The sequence below is a fragment of the Methyloligella halotolerans genome, assembly GCF_001708935.1.
In the GTDB taxonomy this organism is placed as follows: domain Bacteria; phylum Pseudomonadota; class Alphaproteobacteria; order Rhizobiales; family Methyloligellaceae; genus Methyloligella; species Methyloligella halotolerans.
This window is the reverse complement of record NZ_MASI01000007.1, coordinates 113,744-130,625: the sequence shown is the minus strand read 5'-3', so window position 1 is coordinate 130,625 and position 16,882 is coordinate 113,744. Positions and strand designations below refer to the sequence as shown.

At 64.2% G+C, this 16,882-nt stretch carries 12 protein-coding genes, 1 tRNA gene and 1 pseudogene; 9 read left to right on the top strand and 5 right to left on the bottom strand.

The genetic code is table 11. The features are described 5' to 3' along the window. Complete coding sequence (cimA, locus tag A7A08_RS12670) at positions 1 to 1,602, top strand: citramalate synthase (protein WP_069095831.1); 1,602 nt, start codon at positions 1 to 3, stop codon at positions 1,600 to 1,602. Between the two features lie 36 nt (positions 1,603 to 1,638). Here the strand turns inward: cimA and A7A08_RS12665 are convergent, their stop codons facing one another. Further along, the gene (locus tag A7A08_RS12665; protein WP_083226765.1) at positions 1,639 to 2,244 is read right to left on the bottom strand and encodes an LOG family protein; all 606 of its coding nucleotides are present in this window, start codon (positions 2,242 to 2,244) and stop codon (positions 1,639 to 1,641) included. 205 nt (positions 2,245 to 2,449) lie between these two features. Between A7A08_RS12665 and A7A08_RS16365 the strand changes: the two genes are divergently transcribed. The 6 genes and pseudogenes from A7A08_RS16365 to cysN all read left to right on the top strand — a co-directional run bounded on the left by A7A08_RS16365 (position 2,450) and on the right by cysN (position 11,057). Beyond that, positions 2,450 to 4,261, top strand: a complete 1,812-nt coding sequence (locus A7A08_RS16365) for a prolipoprotein diacylglyceryl transferase (protein ID WP_069095829.1) — start codon at positions 2,450 to 2,452, stop codon at positions 4,259 to 4,261. Between the two features lie 237 nt (positions 4,262 to 4,498). Then, positions 4,499 to 6,429: pseudogene (locus A7A08_RS12655) on the top strand (ABCB family ABC transporter ATP-binding protein/permease). 22 nt (positions 6,430 to 6,451) lie between these two features. Then, positions 6,452 to 7,165, top strand: a complete 714-nt coding sequence (locus A7A08_RS12650) for a phosphatidylserine decarboxylase (RefSeq protein ID WP_069095827.1) — start codon at positions 6,452 to 6,454, stop codon at positions 7,163 to 7,165. A 26-nt stretch (positions 7,166 to 7,191) separates the two neighbouring features. Next, positions 7,192 to 8,136, top strand: a complete 945-nt coding sequence (gene pssA, locus A7A08_RS12645; RefSeq protein WP_083226751.1) for a CDP-diacylglycerol--serine O-phosphatidyltransferase — start codon at positions 7,192 to 7,194, stop codon at positions 8,134 to 8,136. Between the two features lie 102 nt (positions 8,137 to 8,238). After that, positions 8,239 to 9,147, top strand: coding sequence for a sulfate adenylyltransferase subunit CysD (cysD, locus tag A7A08_RS12640; RefSeq protein WP_069095825.1), 909 nt, complete (start codon positions 8,239 to 8,241; stop codon positions 9,145 to 9,147). Then, entirely contained in the window at positions 9,147 to 11,057 is a 1,911-nt protein-coding gene (gene cysN / locus A7A08_RS12635; protein WP_083226750.1) for a sulfate adenylyltransferase subunit CysN, read from the top strand. Before cysD ends, cysN begins: the two co-directional genes overlap by 1 nt. Positions 11,058 to 11,093: 36 nt before the next feature. Here the strand turns inward: cysN and A7A08_RS12630 are convergent, their stop codons facing one another. The 3 genes from A7A08_RS12630 to A7A08_RS12620 all read right to left on the bottom strand — a co-directional run bounded on the left by A7A08_RS12630 (position 11,094) and on the right by A7A08_RS12620 (position 13,060). Then, positions 11,094 to 11,762 (bottom strand): hypothetical protein, encoded by a 669-nt coding sequence (locus A7A08_RS12630; protein ID WP_141693991.1) that lies wholly within the window; start codon positions 11,760 to 11,762, stop codon positions 11,094 to 11,096. 115 nt (positions 11,763 to 11,877) lie between these two features. Next, the gene (locus tag A7A08_RS12625; protein ID WP_069095823.1) at positions 11,878 to 12,894 is read right to left on the bottom strand and encodes a CFI-box-CTERM domain-containing protein; all 1,017 of its coding nucleotides are present in this window, start codon (positions 12,892 to 12,894) and stop codon (positions 11,878 to 11,880) included. 92 nt (positions 12,895 to 12,986) lie between these two features. After that, positions 12,987 to 13,060 (bottom strand) — tRNA-Gln (locus A7A08_RS12620). 259 nt (positions 13,061 to 13,319) lie between these two features. On the opposite strand from A7A08_RS12620, the gene A7A08_RS12615 reads away from it, so the two are divergent. Both A7A08_RS12615 and A7A08_RS12610 read left to right on the top strand, forming a co-directional pair. Next, complete coding sequence (locus A7A08_RS12615) at positions 13,320 to 13,880, top strand: hypothetical protein (RefSeq protein ID WP_069095822.1); 561 nt, start codon at positions 13,320 to 13,322, stop codon at positions 13,878 to 13,880. A gap of 209 nt (positions 13,881 to 14,089) precedes the next feature. Further along, complete coding sequence (locus A7A08_RS12610) at positions 14,090 to 15,376, top strand: Ppx/GppA phosphatase family protein (protein WP_245290929.1); 1,287 nt, start codon at positions 14,090 to 14,092, stop codon at positions 15,374 to 15,376. Positions 15,377 to 15,421: 45 nt separating this feature from the next. Here A7A08_RS12610 and A7A08_RS12605 read toward each other — a convergent pair whose 3' ends face one another. After that, entirely contained in the window at positions 15,422 to 16,840 is a 1,419-nt protein-coding gene (locus A7A08_RS12605; RefSeq protein WP_069095820.1) for a DHA2 family efflux MFS transporter permease subunit, read from the bottom strand. Positions 16,841 to 16,882: the final 42 nt, after the last annotated feature.

Genomic DNA, 16,882 nt, shown 5'->3' with positions numbered 1-16,882 from the left:
ATGGCAAAAGAACGGCTCTATCTCTACGACACGACGCTGCGCGACGGCGCGCAGACCCAGGGTGTCGACTTCTCGCTCGAGGATAAGGCGCTGATGGCCGGCGCTCTGGATGCGCTCGGCGTCGACTATGTCGAGGCGGGGTATCCGGGCGCAAACCCGACGGATACGGAATATTTCGAGACCGGCGAAGCGTTGCCCAATGCGAAGCGCGCCGCTTTCGGCATGACCAAGCGGTCGGGCCGCTCGCTCTCCAACGATACGGGCTTCCAGGCGCTACTCCAGGCCAATGCGGATTGCGTCTGCCTCGTCGGCAAGGCGTGGGATTTCCATGTCGATGTGGCGCTCGGGATCAGCCAGGAGGAGAACCTGCAGGGCATCCGCGAATCCATCGCGGCGGTGGTCGACTCCGGCAAGGAAGCGCTGTTCGACGCGGAGCATTTCTTCGACGGGTTCAAGGCGAACAAGGCGTATGCGCTGGCCTGCATCCAGGCCGCCTACGAGGCTGGCGCCCGCTGGGTCGTGCTGTGCGACACCAATGGCGGCACGCTGCCCGGCGAGATCGAGGAGATCGTGGCCGAGGTGGTGACCCATATCCCCGGCGACCGGGTTGGCATCCATGCCCATGACGATACGGGCCACGGGGTGGCGAACTCGCTTGCGGCGGTACGCGCCGGCGCGCGGCAGATCCAGGGCACACTGAATGGACTCGGCGAGCGCTGCGGCAACGCCGATCTCACCTCCATCATCCCCACGCTGATGCTGAAGCAGCCCTATGCCGACCGCTTCGAGACCGGGCTGACGGGCGAGCATCTGCGTAATCTCACCCATACGTCGCGGGTGCTGGACGAGCTTCTGAACCGGGCGCCGAATCGCCATGCGCCCTATGTCGGCGAATCAGCCTTCGCCCATAAGGGCGGCATCCATGTCTCCGCCGTGCAGAAAGATCCCCGCACCTACGAGCATGTGACGCCAGAGGCGGTCGGCAATCAGCGCCGGCTTCTGGTCTCCAACCAAGGCGGACGGTCGAACATCCTGGCGGAGTTGGAGCGCATCGGGTTCGACACCCCGAAGGACGATCCGCGGGTGGCGGGCCTGCTTGAAGAGGTGAAGACGAAGGAAGCGAAGGGCTACGCCTACGAGGCGGCGGATGCCTCGTTCGAGCTGCTGGCGCGGCGCCATCTTGGCAACGTTCCGCACTTCTTCGACGTGGAGAGCTTCCGGGTCATGGTGGAGCGGCGCCACAATGCGCTGGGCGAGCTGGTCACCGTCTCCGAAGCCACGGTGAAGGTGCGGGTGGACGACGAAGTCATCGCCTCGGTGGGCGAGGGGACCGGTCCGGTGCACGCGCTCGACAATGCGCTGCGGAAGGATCTCGGGCGCTATCAGAGCCTGATCGAGGATCTCAAGCTGGTCGACTACAAGGTGCGGATCCTGACCGGCGGAACCGACGCGGTGACCCGCGTGCTCATCGAAAGCCGGGACGGCAAGGGACGCCGCTGGTTCACGGTGGGCGTGTCGCCGAATATCGTCGATGCGTCGTTCGAGGCGCTGCTCGACTCGATCAATTACAAGCTTCTGCGGGACGGAGCCACGGTCCACTAGCGGCTCACGCTGGCCGCTAACCTGCTGGAATCAAGATCAAAACTTGATGTCGATCGCGGCTTCCTCCGCGTTTTCCGCGTGCGGCTTCAGGTTGGCGCGGATCGTCGGCACGATGGTCTCGACGTCGTCGACGATCTCCATCTTGAGCTCGGCGCCCGGCCGGATGAAGCCGTCGTTCTGCATATGGGCGAACAGCTTCAGCAGCGGCTGCCAGAAGCCCTCGATATCGGCGAGCACGATGGGTTTCTGGTGGCGGCCGAGCTGCGCCCAGGTGAGCTGCTCCACCAGCTCTTCCAGGGTGCCGAGGCCCCCTGGGAGGGCGACGAAGGCGTCGGATTTATCGAACATCAGATGTTTCCGCTGATGCATGTCCTCGACGACGATCAGTTCCTGGACATCCTTCAGCATCACCTCGCGCTCGGTGAGGAAGGTCGGGATGATCCCGGTGACGTGGCCGCCATGCTCGAGAACAGACCGGGCGATCTCGCCCATCAGCCCGATACAGCCGCCGCCATAGACGAGGCCGATGCCGGCTTTGGCGAAGATCTCGCCCAGCCGCCGTGCCGCCTCGGCATAGGCCGGATTTCCGCCCGATCCGGACCCGCAATAGACGCAAATTTTCTGCAAGGAAGGCTCGCTCATCTCGGGCGCCATCTGGCACCGGAGGCACTGCCCCGTCAACATGGCAGCGTGTCATTATGAAACACGTCCCAATGGTGTTATTTGAAGCGATCCGCTAGACTTGCGGCGAACTGTAAAGCCGAAGCATAAGTCTTCGACGAACGCCTGGAGCATGGACTGGGCAGTTCCACTAAAAACTCAGGGAGTCACGCCGGAGGGGCAGAGAATGGGCAACAAGGTCGTCGGCATAATCGTCACCGTCGCGTTCTTCGTGTTGGTGGCGCTGGTGGGCTACCGCCTTTACTTGGAGCAATCGGAGACCCAGGAGGCTTCCGCGCCGCCCGCGGTCGAGGAGGGGGACCAGGCGAAGGCACCTGAACCGGCCGATAAGGCCGGGGAGGAAAGCGCCGCCGATACTGAAGCATCGCAAGAAGAAAGCGCCACGTCGGAAGACGATCAGGCCGCCTCTTCTTCGGACAATGAGGCTCAGAACGCCACCTCCGGGGATGATAGCGCGAGCGCCGGGTCGGCCGACATCCCGAGCTTCGATGTCGTGCGTATCGAGCCCACGGGCGAGGGCGTCATCGCCGGGCGGGCGGAGCCGGCTTGGGGTGTCGAGGTTCAGAGCAACGGAACCGGCATCGCGAGTACCAAGGCGGATCCGGCGGGGCAATGGAGCGTCGTCCTCGACAAGCCCCTGGGCAAGGGCGAGCATAATCTTCAGATTGTCGCCACGTCTCCGGATGGCGAGAAGAGCCTGACCTCCCAGCAGAAAGTCCTGGTCTCCATGGGTGACGAGGAGAGCGGCAAGACCGTGGTGGCGTTGCGGGAGCCCGGCAAGGCGACCGAGATTCTCCAAGAGGATTCGGCCGGAGGAAGCGGCGACGAGAGCGCCGCGAACGAGGACGAGTCTGCTTCCCAGCAGAAGATGGCGGCGGCCGACCTGAAGGATCAGTCGCGCCCCGATGGGAAGGACGAATCCCGTCCCGACGACGGCGAGAAAAGCGCTTCGTCGGAAACCGGGTCCGAGGGGTCGTCTTCCGCGATGGGGGAGAATGACGGCGGCAACGATGCCTCCAGCTCGGCGGCGAAAGAGGATTCCGCTTCCGGCGGCGGCGCATCGGATATGAGCGCCTCAGGCGAGAGCGGCGATGAGGCGTCTTCTGATGCGGCCTCTTCTTCCGATGAGGCCTCGTCCTCAGATACTGTCGAGGCCAAGCAAGCCGGGGACGAAACACCCGCTCTGCCCGAGCCTCCCATCCGTATCAAGACCGTGGATTATGAGGACCGGGGAGACCAGTCCGGCCTGCTCATCGTTACCGGAACGAGCACGAAGCCGTCCACCGACATCATGCTTTATCTCGACGGCGAGTTGATCGGCGAGGGGCAGACGGGTGCGGACGGCGACTGGAAGATCGAAGCGACCAAGCATCTGGAGCCGGGCAACCGCGCCCTGCAGATCGATTTGGTGAACCGCGCCGAGGACAAGATCCTCGGCCGTGCCGCCGTCGGCATGCGCCGCCAGACGCCGCCTCCGGTTGCCCAAGAGGTTCCCGATGACAAGGTCGCCAAGGCGGAGCCTGAAGGCAGCTCGGCGGCTTCGAAGGAGTCGGGGCCGGCTGGCGGTGCCGGGTCGGGTTCGGCGTCGAGCGCAGAAGGGAGTTCCGGTTCGCAGGGCGGCGAGAAGCCCGCATCGCACCGGGTCGCGGGCGACCGGGCGACGTCGGGGGCTTCCGATATGTCGGCGCTCCGGAGGAACAGGCGACGGCCGAGGCTTCGGATATGTCGGCATCGCCGGACGCGCAATCGCAAGGACAGTCCTCGGCGAACGCCGGTGACGTTCCGCATCCCGACCGCGCACCGGGCGAGGAGATCCCCGATCCGGATCGTGCGCCGGGCGACATGGCGAGCGCCGAAGCGCAGAGCCAGCCCGGAGAAGACGGGTCGGACCGTCCGAAGGTCTACACGGTGCGCCGGGGCGATACGCTCTGGGCCATCGCCGAGGAATATTTCGGCGGCGGTTGGCGCTACACGATGATCTTCAAGGACAACCGCGGGAAGATCCGCAATCCGCACTGGATCTATCCGAACCAGGAGTTCGAGATCCGAAAGGATTAGGCGGGGGGCGATTTGGCCTTGCGGGCCAGGCGTCCTATATAGAACGGACTGAGCGATCTTGGAGGGGCGGCGCGCGGGCGCTGCCCCTTTTTGCCGCTTCCGCTGCGTCGGGACGGCCTCCGCAAGCTCCAAGCTCGCAAACCCAAAGCCAGAGTCGATGTCAGACCGTTTGCCGCAAACCAGAAGCGATGCGCTATTGAACGCCCGCACGGGCCATTTCGCCGTGCTGCGCGATCTCGCGCCCTATGTCTGGCCGGCGACCGTCCGGACCTGAAACGCCGGGTGGTGCTTGCCTTCGTTGCGCTGATCGCAGCGAAGGTGGTCACGCTTTCGGCGCCTATCGCCTACAAGACGATCGTGGACATGCTCTCCGGCGAGACGACGCCGGACGAGCTGGCGGTGTTCTCGGGCTTCGACCTGGTGATGGTGCCCATCATGCTGGTGGTGGCCTACGGCATGGCGCGGATCTTCATGGTGGTCTTCGCGCAGCTCCGCGACGTGCTCTTCACGTCGGTGGCCCAAAATGCAGTGCGACGCCTGGCCAACCGCACCTTCCAGCACCTGCATCAGCTTTCATTGCGCTTCCATCTGGAACGCCGCACGGGCGGTCTGAGCCGGGTGATCGAGCGGGGTGTGGGCGGTATCGACACCATCGTCCGCATGGCGATGCTGAACTCCATCCCCACGGCGGTCGAGCTGCTGATGATCGCCGGGCTCGTGTCCTGGTATTTCGGCTGGCTCTATGTGGTGGTCATCTTCGCCACCATCGCGCTCTATGTCTGGTTCACGTTCTGGGCGACCGAGCGGCGGCTGCTGATCCGGCGCGACATGAACGAGTCCGACGCCGAGGCCAACTCCAAGGCCGTCGACAGCCTGCTGAACTACGAGACGGTGAAATATTTCGGCAACGAGACCCTTGAGGCCCGGCGCTACGACCGTTCCATGGAGCGCTACGAGCAGGCTGCGATCCGCACCTTCTCGACCCTCGGCGTCCTCAACAGCGGCCAGGCGGTGATCTTCACCGGCGGCATGGTGGTCTGCATGGTGCTGGCGGCGCGGGATATCTCGGCGGGCGTTCTGACCGTCGGCGATTTCGTGATGATCAACGCCATCCTCCTGCAGCTCTACGTGCCGCTGAACTTCATGGGTATGGTCTATCGCGAGATCAAACAGGGGCTCATCGATATCGAGACCATGTTCGCGCTGCTGGAAGAGCCGGCGGAGGTTAAGGACAAGCCGGGCGCCAAGCCGCTGGAGGTCACCGAGGGCAAGGTCACCTTCGATCATGTGGCTTTCGCCTACGATCCCGGCCGTCCCATCCTCAAGGATCTCAGCTTCGAGGTGCCTGCGGGCAAGATGGTGGCCATCGTCGGGCCGTCTGGTGCCGGCAAGTCCACCCTGTCGCGGCTGCTGTTCCGCTTCTTCGACGTGACCGGCGGCGCGATCCGCATCGACGGTCAGGACATCGCCGATGTGACCCAGGCGAGTCTCCGCCATTCCGTCGGCATGGTTCCCCAGGACACGGTGCTGTTCAACGACACCATCGAGTACAACATCCGGTACGGCCGGCCGGATGCCAGCGACGACGATGTGCGGCGCGCCGCCAAGCTCGCCCAGATCCACGATTTCATCTCGGCGCTGCCGGAGGGGTACGACGCCCTCGTCGGCGAGCGCGGGCTGAAGCTCTCGGGCGGGGAGAAGCAGCGTGTGGCCATTGCCCGCACCATTCTGAAAGCGCCGCCGATCCTGATGCTGGACGAGGCCACCTCCGCTCTGGACAGCCATACGGAGAAGGAAATCCAGGATGCGCTGGAGCGGGTCTCCCGGAACCGTACGACCCTTGTGATCGCCCATCGCCTGTCCACGATCGTCCATGCGGACGAGATCATCGTGATGGATCAGGGCCGCATCGTAGAGTGTGGCACGCATCTGGAGCTTATGAAGGCCGGCGGCCTCTATCACAGCCTCTGGACCCAGCAGCAGAAGGCGGACCGGGAGCGCGAGCGGCTGGCTCAGGCCGAGGACGGCGTTGACGAGGATCCGGAGAGAGACGAACTGTTCGAGGACGAAGTGCTTGCGTCTTCGTGAAGTCTGAGAAACAACGGGCGCCATGACCGACCGGCACAATCTTCTCGATACGATCGCCAACGTGTTCGTCCCCATCCATCGGGACGGCCATAAATTCGTATTCGCCTTCGGCGTGGCGACCCTCATCCTGTTCTTTCTGGCCGCGCCGCTGGGCTGGCTCGGTGTCATCGCCACCGCATGGTGCGCCTATTTCTTCCGGGATCCGGACCGGGTGACACCGCAACGCGAGGGCCTGGTCGTCAGCGCGGGCGACGGTCGGGTCGTGTTCGCCGAGGAGACCGTCCCGCCGGGGGAACTGGCGCTTTCCGGTGGCCCGTGGGCTCGGATCTCGATTTTCCTGTCGATCTTCGACGTGCATATCGCCCGCAGTCCGGTCTCCGGGCGTATCGTGCGCAACGTCTATGTGCCGGGGGCTTTCTTCAACGCCGAGCTGGATAAGGCGAGCGAGGAGAACGAGCGCCGTATCCTGGTGATCGAAACGCCGGAGGGGCAGCGCATCGGCCTGGTTCTGATCGCGGGCCTCGTCGCCCGGCGCATCGTGACTTTCGTCGAGGAGGGCGATACCCTCCAAGCTGGCGACCGGATCGGGCTGATCCGTTTCGGCAGCCGTATCGACGTCTATATGCCAAGCCAGGGGCTTGCCCTGGTGTCGCCCGGTCAGCGGGCGATAGGCGGAGAGACGGTGCTGGCGGACCTGAAAAGCGGTGAGAGCCCGCGCCGCGTCCGGATCAGCTGACCCACTCGAATCTGCGGATTCCGCGCGTGTCCATATTTCCACCGTTCGATCCACAACGAGAAGACCGGAAGCCGCGGCCGCGGGTGTTTCCGCGCGGGCAGATTCCGATCCGCGTTCTCGTCCCGAATTTCTTCACCCTGCTGGGGCTTTGCGCCGGCCTGACGGCCATCCGGATGGCGATCGAGAACCGCTGGGACGTCGCGGTGGCGGCCCTCGTCTTCGCGGCCTTCCTGGACGGTATCGACGGCCGGCTCGCACGGCTGTTGAAGGCCTCGACCCGCTTCGGGGCGGAGCTCGACAGCCTGGCCGATTTCGTCAATTTCGGCGTGGCGCCGGCCATCATCGTTTTCAGCTGGGCCCTGGAGGATCTGCGCGGCATGGGGTGGATCGCCGTGCTCGTCTTCGCGGTCTGCGCGGCGCTGCGGCTTGCGCGGTTCAACGCGGCCTTGGACGATCCCAACCAGCCGGCCTGGAAGAGCGCTTATTTCGTCGGGGTTCCGGCGCCGGCGGGCGCCATCATCCTGTTGCTGCCGCTCTATCTGCAGGATTTGGGACTGCATCTGCCGACCCTCACGCCGCTGGTTCTGATCTACACCATCGCCATCGGGCTTCTGATGGTGAGCCGGGTGCCGACCTTCTCGGGCAAGCTGATCGGCAAGCGCATCTCCCGGGAATATGTGCTGCCCGTCTTTGTGCTAGGAGCGCTGTTCGTCGCGCTGCTTCTCACCTATCCGAGCGTCACTCTTTCCGTCGGATCGTTGATCTATCTGGCCGTGATCCCACTGAGTTTCCATCGCTACCGGGTCCGGGCCAAGGCGGAACGCGCCGAGGCCGAAGAGATGGCGAAGGAAGCCGAGACGCCTGCCGAGGTCGCCGGATCTCCCGAAGAGCAGGAATCACGCGAAAACGATGAGTCCGCCGAAAGCGGCAAGCCGGGGTTAAATGGCGGCGCTCACGCCCGAGATGCCTGACCGCAGCGCGGGCAGGTGCCGCAGGCTGCGGCCCCGGGCGGCCCCATAGGGCCACAATTTCCGCTATAACTGCTCCTTTCCAACGCCTCGAGTGAGGGTCTTTTGAAGAAATCGCTGTCCACATATCTCCGCCAGCTGGAAGCGGAGAGCATCCACATCATGCGCGAGGCGGCGGCGGAGTTCGACAAGCCGGTGCTGCTCTACTCGATCGGCAAGGATTCGTCTGTTCTGCTGCATCTGGCGCTCAAGGCCTTCTATCCGAGCAAGCCGCCCTTTCCGCTGCTCCACATCGACACGACGTGGAAATTCCGCGAGATGATCGAATTCCGCGATCGCGAGGCGGAACGGCTGGAGCTGGATTTGCGCGTCCATACGAATCCGCAAGGGCTGCGCGATCAGATCTCGCCCATCACCCATGGCAGCGCGCTTCATACGGACATCATGAAGACCCAGGCCCTGAAGCAGGCGCTTGGCGAGGGGCGCTACGACGCGGCTTTCGGCGGCGCGCGCCGGGACGAGGAAAAGTCCAGAGCGAAGGAGCGCATCTACTCCTTCCGCAACAGCTCCCATAACTGGGATCCGAAGCGCCAGCGGCCGGAGCTTTGGCGGCTGGTCAATTCCCACATGGCGCCGGGGGAGAGCATGCGGGTGTTTCCGCTCTCCAACTGGACCGAGCTGGACGTCTGGACCTACATCTATCTGGAGGACATCCCCGTGGTGCCGCTCTATTTCGCCAAGAAGCGGCCTGTGGTTGAGCGCGACGGCGCGCTCATCATGGTCGACGACGACCGGCTGCCGCTCAACGAAGGCGAGACGCCGGAAATGCGGATGATCCGGTTCCGCACGCTCGGCTGCTATCCGCTGACGGGGGCGGTGGAATCCACCGCCAGCACGGTGCCCGAGATCATCGAAGAGATCGTGCAGTCGCGGTCCTCAGAACGTCAGGGGCGCGTGATTGATCACGATCAGTCCGGCTCCATGGAGAAGAAGAAGCAGGAAGGCTATTTCTGATGACCCAGTTGAAAGTTGTCGGAGATGAAGCCGAGACCGAGGCCGAGACGCGTCTGTTGGAGCGGCTTGCGGCAGAGGAAGGGCGCGGGCTTCTGCGCTTTCTCACCTGCGGAAGCGTGGATGACGGCAAGAGCACGCTGATCGGGCGGCTGTTGGTGGATTCGGCCCAGGTTTACGAGGATCAGCTCAAGGGCGCCCGCCGGGACGGCCATGGCGGGGCGGACGATATCGATTTCTCGCTGCTGGTCGACGGGCTGCAGGCGGAGCGCGAGCAAGGCATCACGATCGACGTCGCCTACCGTTACTTCTCCACGCCCCGCAGGAAGTTCATCGTCGCCGATACGCCGGGCCACGTGCAGTACACCCGCAACATGGCGACCGGCGCCTCGACCTGCGATTTCGCCGTCCTGCTGGTGGATGCGCGGAACGGGGTGCTCAGCCAGACCAGGCGCCATGCCTGCATCGTGTCGCTGCTCGGCATCAAGAAGATCGCAGTGGCGGTCAACAAGATGGATCTCATCGATTACGACGAAGCGCGTTTCGACGAGATCGCCGACGACTTCAACAGCTTCGCCAAGCCGCTCGGCTTCGAGGACGTGGCATTCATCCCGCTGTCGGCGCTGAAGGGCGATAACGTCATCGCGCCCAGCGCCCATATGCAATGGTATCACGGGCCGACTCTGATGGGGCATCTGGAGACCGTCCAGGTGGGCCGCGCGCCGAAGACCCAGCCGTTCCGCTTTACGGTGCAATGGATCAACCGCCCCCATCTCGATTTCCGCGGCTATGCGGGGACCGTGTCCAGCGGCGCCATCTCTGTGGGCGATGAAGTGGTCATCCATCCGTCGGGCAAGGCGGTGCATGTGGCGCGCATCGTGACCGGCGACGGCGATCTGGATATGGCCGAGGCGGGGGAGGCGGTGACGCTGGTCTTCGCCGAGGAGGTGGATGCGAGCCGCGGCGATATCATCGCCAAGCCGGACGAGGATCCCTCCAATGCCGACCAGATCGCGGCAAAGCTGATCTGGTTCGACGAGGAGCCCATGCTGCCGGGCCGTTCCTACGCCCTCAAATGCGGGGCTCAGGAAACCACGGCGACCATCAGCGCGCTCAAGCACAAGCTCAATATCGACAATCTCGATCACGTCGCAGGCAAGACACTCGAGCTGAACGAGGTCGGCGCCTGCAATATCAGCACCGGCCGGCCGCTGACCTTCGATTCTTACGGGCAGAGCCCGGAGACGGGCAGCTTCCTGCTCATCGACCGGCTGAGCAATCTGACGGTGGCGGCGGGCATGATCGAATTCGGGCTGCGCCGGGCGACAAACGTGAAGTGGCAAGAGCTCTCCATCGACAAGGGCGCGCGTTCGACCCTGAAGGGGCAGAAGCCCTGCGTGCTCTGGTTCACGGGGCTTTCCGGCTCGGGCAAGTCCACCATCGCCAACATGATGGAGAAGCGGCTGCACGCCATGGGGCGGCACACCTATGTGCTCGACGGCGACAATGTGCGCCACGGGCTCAACAAGGATCTCGGCTTCTCCGACGCCGACCGGGTGGAGAATATCCGCCGGGTGGCGGAGTCGGCCCGGCTCTTCGTGGATGCGGGCCTGATCGTGATGGTGTCGTTCATCTCGCCCTTCCGCTCTGAGCGCCGCATGGCGCGGGAGCTGTTCGACGAGGGCGAGTTCCTGGAGATCTTCGTGGATACGCCGCTGGAGCTTTGCGAGAGCCGCGATCCCAAAGGCCTCTACAAGAAGGCGCGCGCCGGGCTCATCACCAATTTCACGGGTATCGATTCCGATTACGAAATGCCGGAGAACCCGGATTTCGATCTTTCGACGCGGGAGTCCACGCCGGAAGAGCTGTCGGAGAAGCTGTTGGCGGAGCTGCGCTCGCGGGGGATCATCTAACCCCCCGCAGGCCGTTCAGGTCGGGCGAAGGCTCGCCTAGCTGGCGAGCATCAGGAAGGCGGAGAGCGCGATCAGGGTCAGAACCACCGCGCCGCCGATCCCGCCAGCGACGTAGATATTCGCCTGATGATGGCGTTTCTCGTAATCCGAGATCAGGGTGTCGAGGCTGTTCTCCATGCTCGCCCAGGAGCGGGCGCCGGCGATGCGGCTGGCGTACCAGTCGGTCTCGGCATCCTCGGTCTGCTCGGCTTCCGCCTCGGCGTAGCGATCGAGCATGTCTGAGTGGATCAGCTCCAAGCCGGACGGTGCGCCCAGGCGATCGAGGCGCTCGGAAAGCGGCTCCAGCGGCTCGTCGAGATGGTTGCGGTCATAAGGCTCGGCCGTGCCGGGGAACGGGGCCGGAGCTTCCGTCCAGGTGGCCGCATATTCGTCTTCGGGCCAAGGCGCGGCAGATGTCGCGGGGGATGTCTCGGGCCAAGGGGCCGGCCAGGGGTCCGGTGACGGCTGGGCCGCCCAGGCCTGCGCTCCGCCATATGAAGCCCGCGGGGCAGGCGATGGCGCGGGCACATAGCGCGACGGCCCGAGCTGCGGCTGTCCGTGGCCGAATTCCAGAACATTGTGCGGAGCGTTGCGAGCGTCTGGGACCGAATCTTTGCGGTCTGCGCCAGCTTGCAACACGAACGGGGAGGGGCCCCTGGTGGACATCTCTTGCCTCTACAGAAACGAGGGCGACAGCCAATTTTGATTGGTTGCGGCCAAGGTAATGGCCGACTAGGGCACCATCTCGGCCTGATTTAGGCGAAGGCGCGACCGAGGTCGTCTATCGCGTCGAGGTCGAAAGGATGTCCCGCTCCAACCTGCCGATCATGTCCGAATAAATTCTGAATGTTAAGCGGTTCAGTTTAAGTTTCGCGGCAATCGCGCTCGGCAGGATCGACTGCCAATAAATTTTGATGAGGGTGCGGGTTCGCGCAGGGCCGCGAAGCGCCTCCAGCATGACCGGCGCCACGCGGTAATACTCGGCGATGGCGTGCCGGCCTTCGGGGGTTCTGGCCAGCACCTCGTCGCGATAGCGGCGAAGGGCGGCGAGCTCGAAGCAATCGTCGGGGAGCCCCAGCACGCCGCAGCAGGCGGTGGTGAAGAAGCAGGCTTGGGGCTGCTCGCATTTTCCTTCGTCGAGATCGCTCTGAAGCTTGTCGCGCTGCTCCGAGGCCCATGCCAGTGCCTCGCGCATGGGCTCGAGGGGCACGGTGAAGCTGCAGTCCTCTTTACCGCCCATCTTCAGGCCGAAGGAGAGGCTCTTCTCCTCCCTGAGATAGGGGGCGAACTCTAGGGGAAGGATCACGCTGAATTCGTCGTCCTGAAGATCCGTACAGACACCACAGAGCTTCACCTCGCGCAGAACCTTGCCCTTGGCATCTCGCATGACGAGCTTGTGGTCCTCCTTGAGCAGCGACGCCTTGTCCAGGGGCGTCCCTTCGGGGTCGCCGCCACCAACGATGGAGATCTTGGCCTCGAAGTTCTCCGAGACATCGATGCTGGTCCACAGGAAGTCGCAAGGCGTCGTCATCTCGACCTCGCTGATGCCCGCGCCGGCCAGCTCGTTGCTCGCCTTGCCGGTCCAGGGCGCGAAGTCCTTGGTGGCGAAGCATTGCGGCGTCTCGTCAGCCGCCGTTTCGCCGCCGCTGTCGAGACCGTCGTCGAGGGCAGGATCGGCTTGAGGATCCGTCTGGGAGGAAGAATCGTCCTGGGCGAAGGCGGGCAGAGGCGGAAGGAAGCGGGCGCCGAGGGCGGCAGCGGCAAGACCCATCATCCGGCGACGCGTGGTCAGAAGCATGGCACCGCCTCTTATGTCCTTACCTTGAAGATGCCCTGTCCGAAGGACCTTTGTGCGATGACGCTGCGAACTCGCGCGATCGAGCGAAGGAATGGCTGGGGGACTAGGATTCGAACCTAGACTGGCGGAGTCAGAGTCCGCTGTCCTACCGTTAGACGATCCCCCATCACGATCCTTAAGAGATGGGACCTATAGCCGGAGAGGCAAGGCCGCGCCTTGCGTCCCTTCGAACCGCCCTTCTACCCAAAGGTCCGGGCGGATTGCAAGGGCTCTTACATCGCTTTGCGCAGACGCGAGGCAGCGACTTTCGGGCGTTCTCGCTACAAAACGTTTACTCGTATTTGAGAGATTGAAACTGGAGAAGGCGCTGAATCGTTCAGGATTCGAGCATTTCGGGCCATCTCGAGCGACGCGGAGAAGAGTGCGTGCAAACGTCAGCCATCGATACGAAGCAGCTCGAAGCGGCCCTTACGGCCGTACAGAGGGCGCTCGCTGCCGACGTCCCGCCGACGACCTTGAGTCTGAAATGTCTCGACGTCGTCATCGACCATCTGCGCGAGGACGGGATCTCCGAAACGGCGCTTCAGCCCTTGATCGACCTTAAAGGGTTGGTCGACGGCAAGGGCACGAGTTCCCAGAAAAACCGTCGCAAGAACTATCCTCCGAGCGACGCGCTGCTTGCGCGCGTCAGCGCCATCATCGATCTTCTCGTCAAGGCCGGCTACGACGAGAGCGAGGCCGCCCAGACCTTGATGCGGCGTCTGCTCGCCGTGGGTGTTCAGCCCCCGCCGCAGGGCGGCGATGCGAGGGGCTGGAGACGGCTGCTGGAGTGGCGCTCCCACCTGCAGCACGGGCTCGCCTCCATCGAGGCGAAGACCGAGTACAAGGATTTCACAAAAGAGCTCGAGGAGATCCCGGCTGGGGACAGAATCAAGGTCGTGCTGGACTCCAATCCATGGGATCGCCGGCAGAAGAAATCCGGCTAAATCCACGATTTCCCAGACAATTTGCGACGTCGCTTCAACGAACAACTGAGGTGCGGGTTCGCGTAGGTTTTGCACGCAAGGCGGGAAGGCTTCGACAAAAGCCGCTTTACGTCCCGTCGTGGCTTGCTAGATTATCCTTATTGGATACCCGTAGCAGCCGACCAGGGGTGGGACATTGGGCGGCTTACAGGGCTTGAGGTTAGAAGACCGTGAAACGGCCGAGCGGCGAATCCCGCACGGCTGCCATAGCGCAGCGCGACTCCATGAGCGCGCAAGGCGAGCTCGACGGCTACGCTCGGAGATCGAAGCGGCAAGGCGATACGCCTTGCGCGCGCGATTCGGCGACCGTGGGCGTTCGTCCGCAGGCAGCCAAGAGCAGGGGTGAGAAAGACAAGCCGGGCAAGGGCGCGAGCACCGATCGTCCGGCGGAGACGGTCTATGGCGCGCTGGATCTCGGCACCAATAACTGCCGTCTTCTCGTAGCGCGGCCGTCCCGCCGCGGCTTCTTCGTCATCGACGCTTTTTCCCGCATCATTCGCCTGGGCGAAGGCCTCATCGGCTCCGGCAGGCTGTCCGATCAGGCCATCGACCGCACCATCGATGCGCTCAAGGTCTGCGCGGAAAAAATGAGCCGGCGAGGGGTCTCCCGGTCCCGCCTGATCGCCACGGAAGCCTGCCGGATTGCCGCCAACCGCGAAGATTTCCTCGATCGGATCCGGCGCGAGACAGGACTGCAGATCGAGATCGTGAGCCAGGAGACCGAGGCCAAGCTCGCCGTTTCCGGCTGTTCTTCTCTGATCGATCCGAATTCCGATTGGGCTCTGATCTTCGATATCGGAGGCGGCAGCTCCGAGCTGATCTGGCTCGATCTGGCCCAGGTCAAGCGGCGCTGGCGCGGGTCCCTCACGGACCGGATGGATGTGCAGGATTGCATCGCCGCCTGGACGTCGCTGCCGATCGGCGTGGTAAATCTGGCCGAACGCCACGGTGGCCGAGATATCTCCGCCGATGCTTACGAGGCCATGGTGCAGGAAGTCACCAAGGCCATCGAAGGCTTTGAGGCGAAGCACAACTTCAAGGAGCGCATCGCCGAGGGCGGGGCGCATTTCCTCGGCACATCCGGCACGGTGACGACGATCGCGGGCGTGCATCTCAAATTGCCGTTCTACGAGCGGTCGCGGGTCGATGGATGCTGGCTCAGCGCCGACGAGGCGCGGGCGGTCTCCATGGATCTCAGTGCCATGAGCTATGCGGACCGGGTGGCGCAGCCTTGCATCGGCCAGGAGCGTGCCGATCTCGTGCTGGCCGGCTGCGCGATCCTGGAGGCGCTGTTCCGCATGTGGCCGTGCGAGCGCGTGCGGGTTGCCGACAGGGGCTTGCGCGAAGGGATTCTCGCCACGCTGATGGCGGAAGACGGTCATGAGGGCCGTGTCCGGCGCCGGCGGCGGCGCAGACGCCGCGGCAACGGCGCGTCCCACTCGACATCCACCAACTAACCCCGCCATTCGCCCGTTCTACCGGCTGCCGAGTTGCGCCCGTCGTTAGCTCGGCTGCGGCTGCTCGGGCGGCACGCCCACCTCGCGGGTCCGCCGCGATAGGCTGGCGCCCGCTTCTTCCGGAAGGGTCCGGAAGATCAGGATCGAGCTCACCGAGATCACGGCGACCACCAGGAAGGGGAGGATGAAGTCCTCCGCCCTAACGGCGCTGTCGCCCCGCCCGAAGCGCTGCATCTCCAGGGCCAAAGCCGAGACCGCGACGCCTGCCGACAAGGAGAGGTGCTGGATGACGCTGGCGAAGCTGGTGGCGCGGCTCATCTCCTTGCTGCTGAGATCGGCGTAGGCCAGAGAGTTGATGCTGGTGAACTGGAGCGAGCGGAAGAAACCGCCGGCCAGCAACACCGCGATGATGACGAAATACGGCGTCTCGGCGGTGAACAGGGCGGCCGCTGCAATGAAGCAGCTCGAGATGACCGCGTTTACCAGGAGGATCCGCCGGAAACCGAAGCGGTGGATGATCGGGCTCGCCGCTGTCTTCATGGTGATGGCGCCGACGGCACCGGAGAACGTCAGCAGGCCCGATTGAAACGGGCTCATGCCGAAGCCGAGCTGGAAGAGGAGAGGCAGCAGGAAAGGGCCTGCGCCGATGCCGATGCGATAGACGAAGCCGCCGACGACCGACGCGTAGAAGGTCTTCACCTTGAACAGATCGAGGTCGAGGATCGGGTGGGGCGTGCGCCTTGCGTGGCGGACATAGAGCCAGCAGGTGAGGGCGCCGAACACGATGAGGCTCGCTGCGGCCCAAGTGGGCAGCAGTTCCTGGCCGATGGTCGTGAAGCCGAAGGCGAGGCCGGAGAGCCCGATGCCGGACAGGATGAAGCCCCGGATATCGAGAGGCGGCACTTCCTCTTCGCGGATGTCGGCGATATAGCGGGTGGCGAGGATGAAGCCGACCATGCCGATGGGGATGTTGATCCAGAAGATCCAGCGCCACGACAGATAGGTGGCGATGAAGCCGCCCAGGGGCGGCCCGAGCACGGGGCCCATGAGGGCGGGAATGGTGAGCCAGGCGAGGGCGGAGATCAGCTCCGCCTTGGGCACGCTCCGCAGGATGACCAGCCGGCCCACCGGCACCATCATGGCGCCGCCCATGCCCTGGAGCACCCGGAAGCCGACGAACTGTCCCAGATTGTCGGCGAAGCCGCAGAGGGCCGAGCCGCAGGTGAAGACCACGATGGCCCAGCGGAAGACGGTGCGCGCCCCGAACTTGTCCGCCATCCAGCCGCTCAACGGGATGAAAACCGCGAGCGACAGCAGGTAAGACGTAAGCGCCAGCTTCAGCGCGATGGGGTCCTCATGCAGATCCGCGGCGATGGCCGGGAGGGACGTCGCGATCACCGTGGAGTCCATGGTCTCCATGAACAGGGCGACAGCGACGATGAGGGTGACGAAATATCGAGGCATATGGCAGGGTTACGGGCGACTTTCTAAGCGGAGATGGGGCTT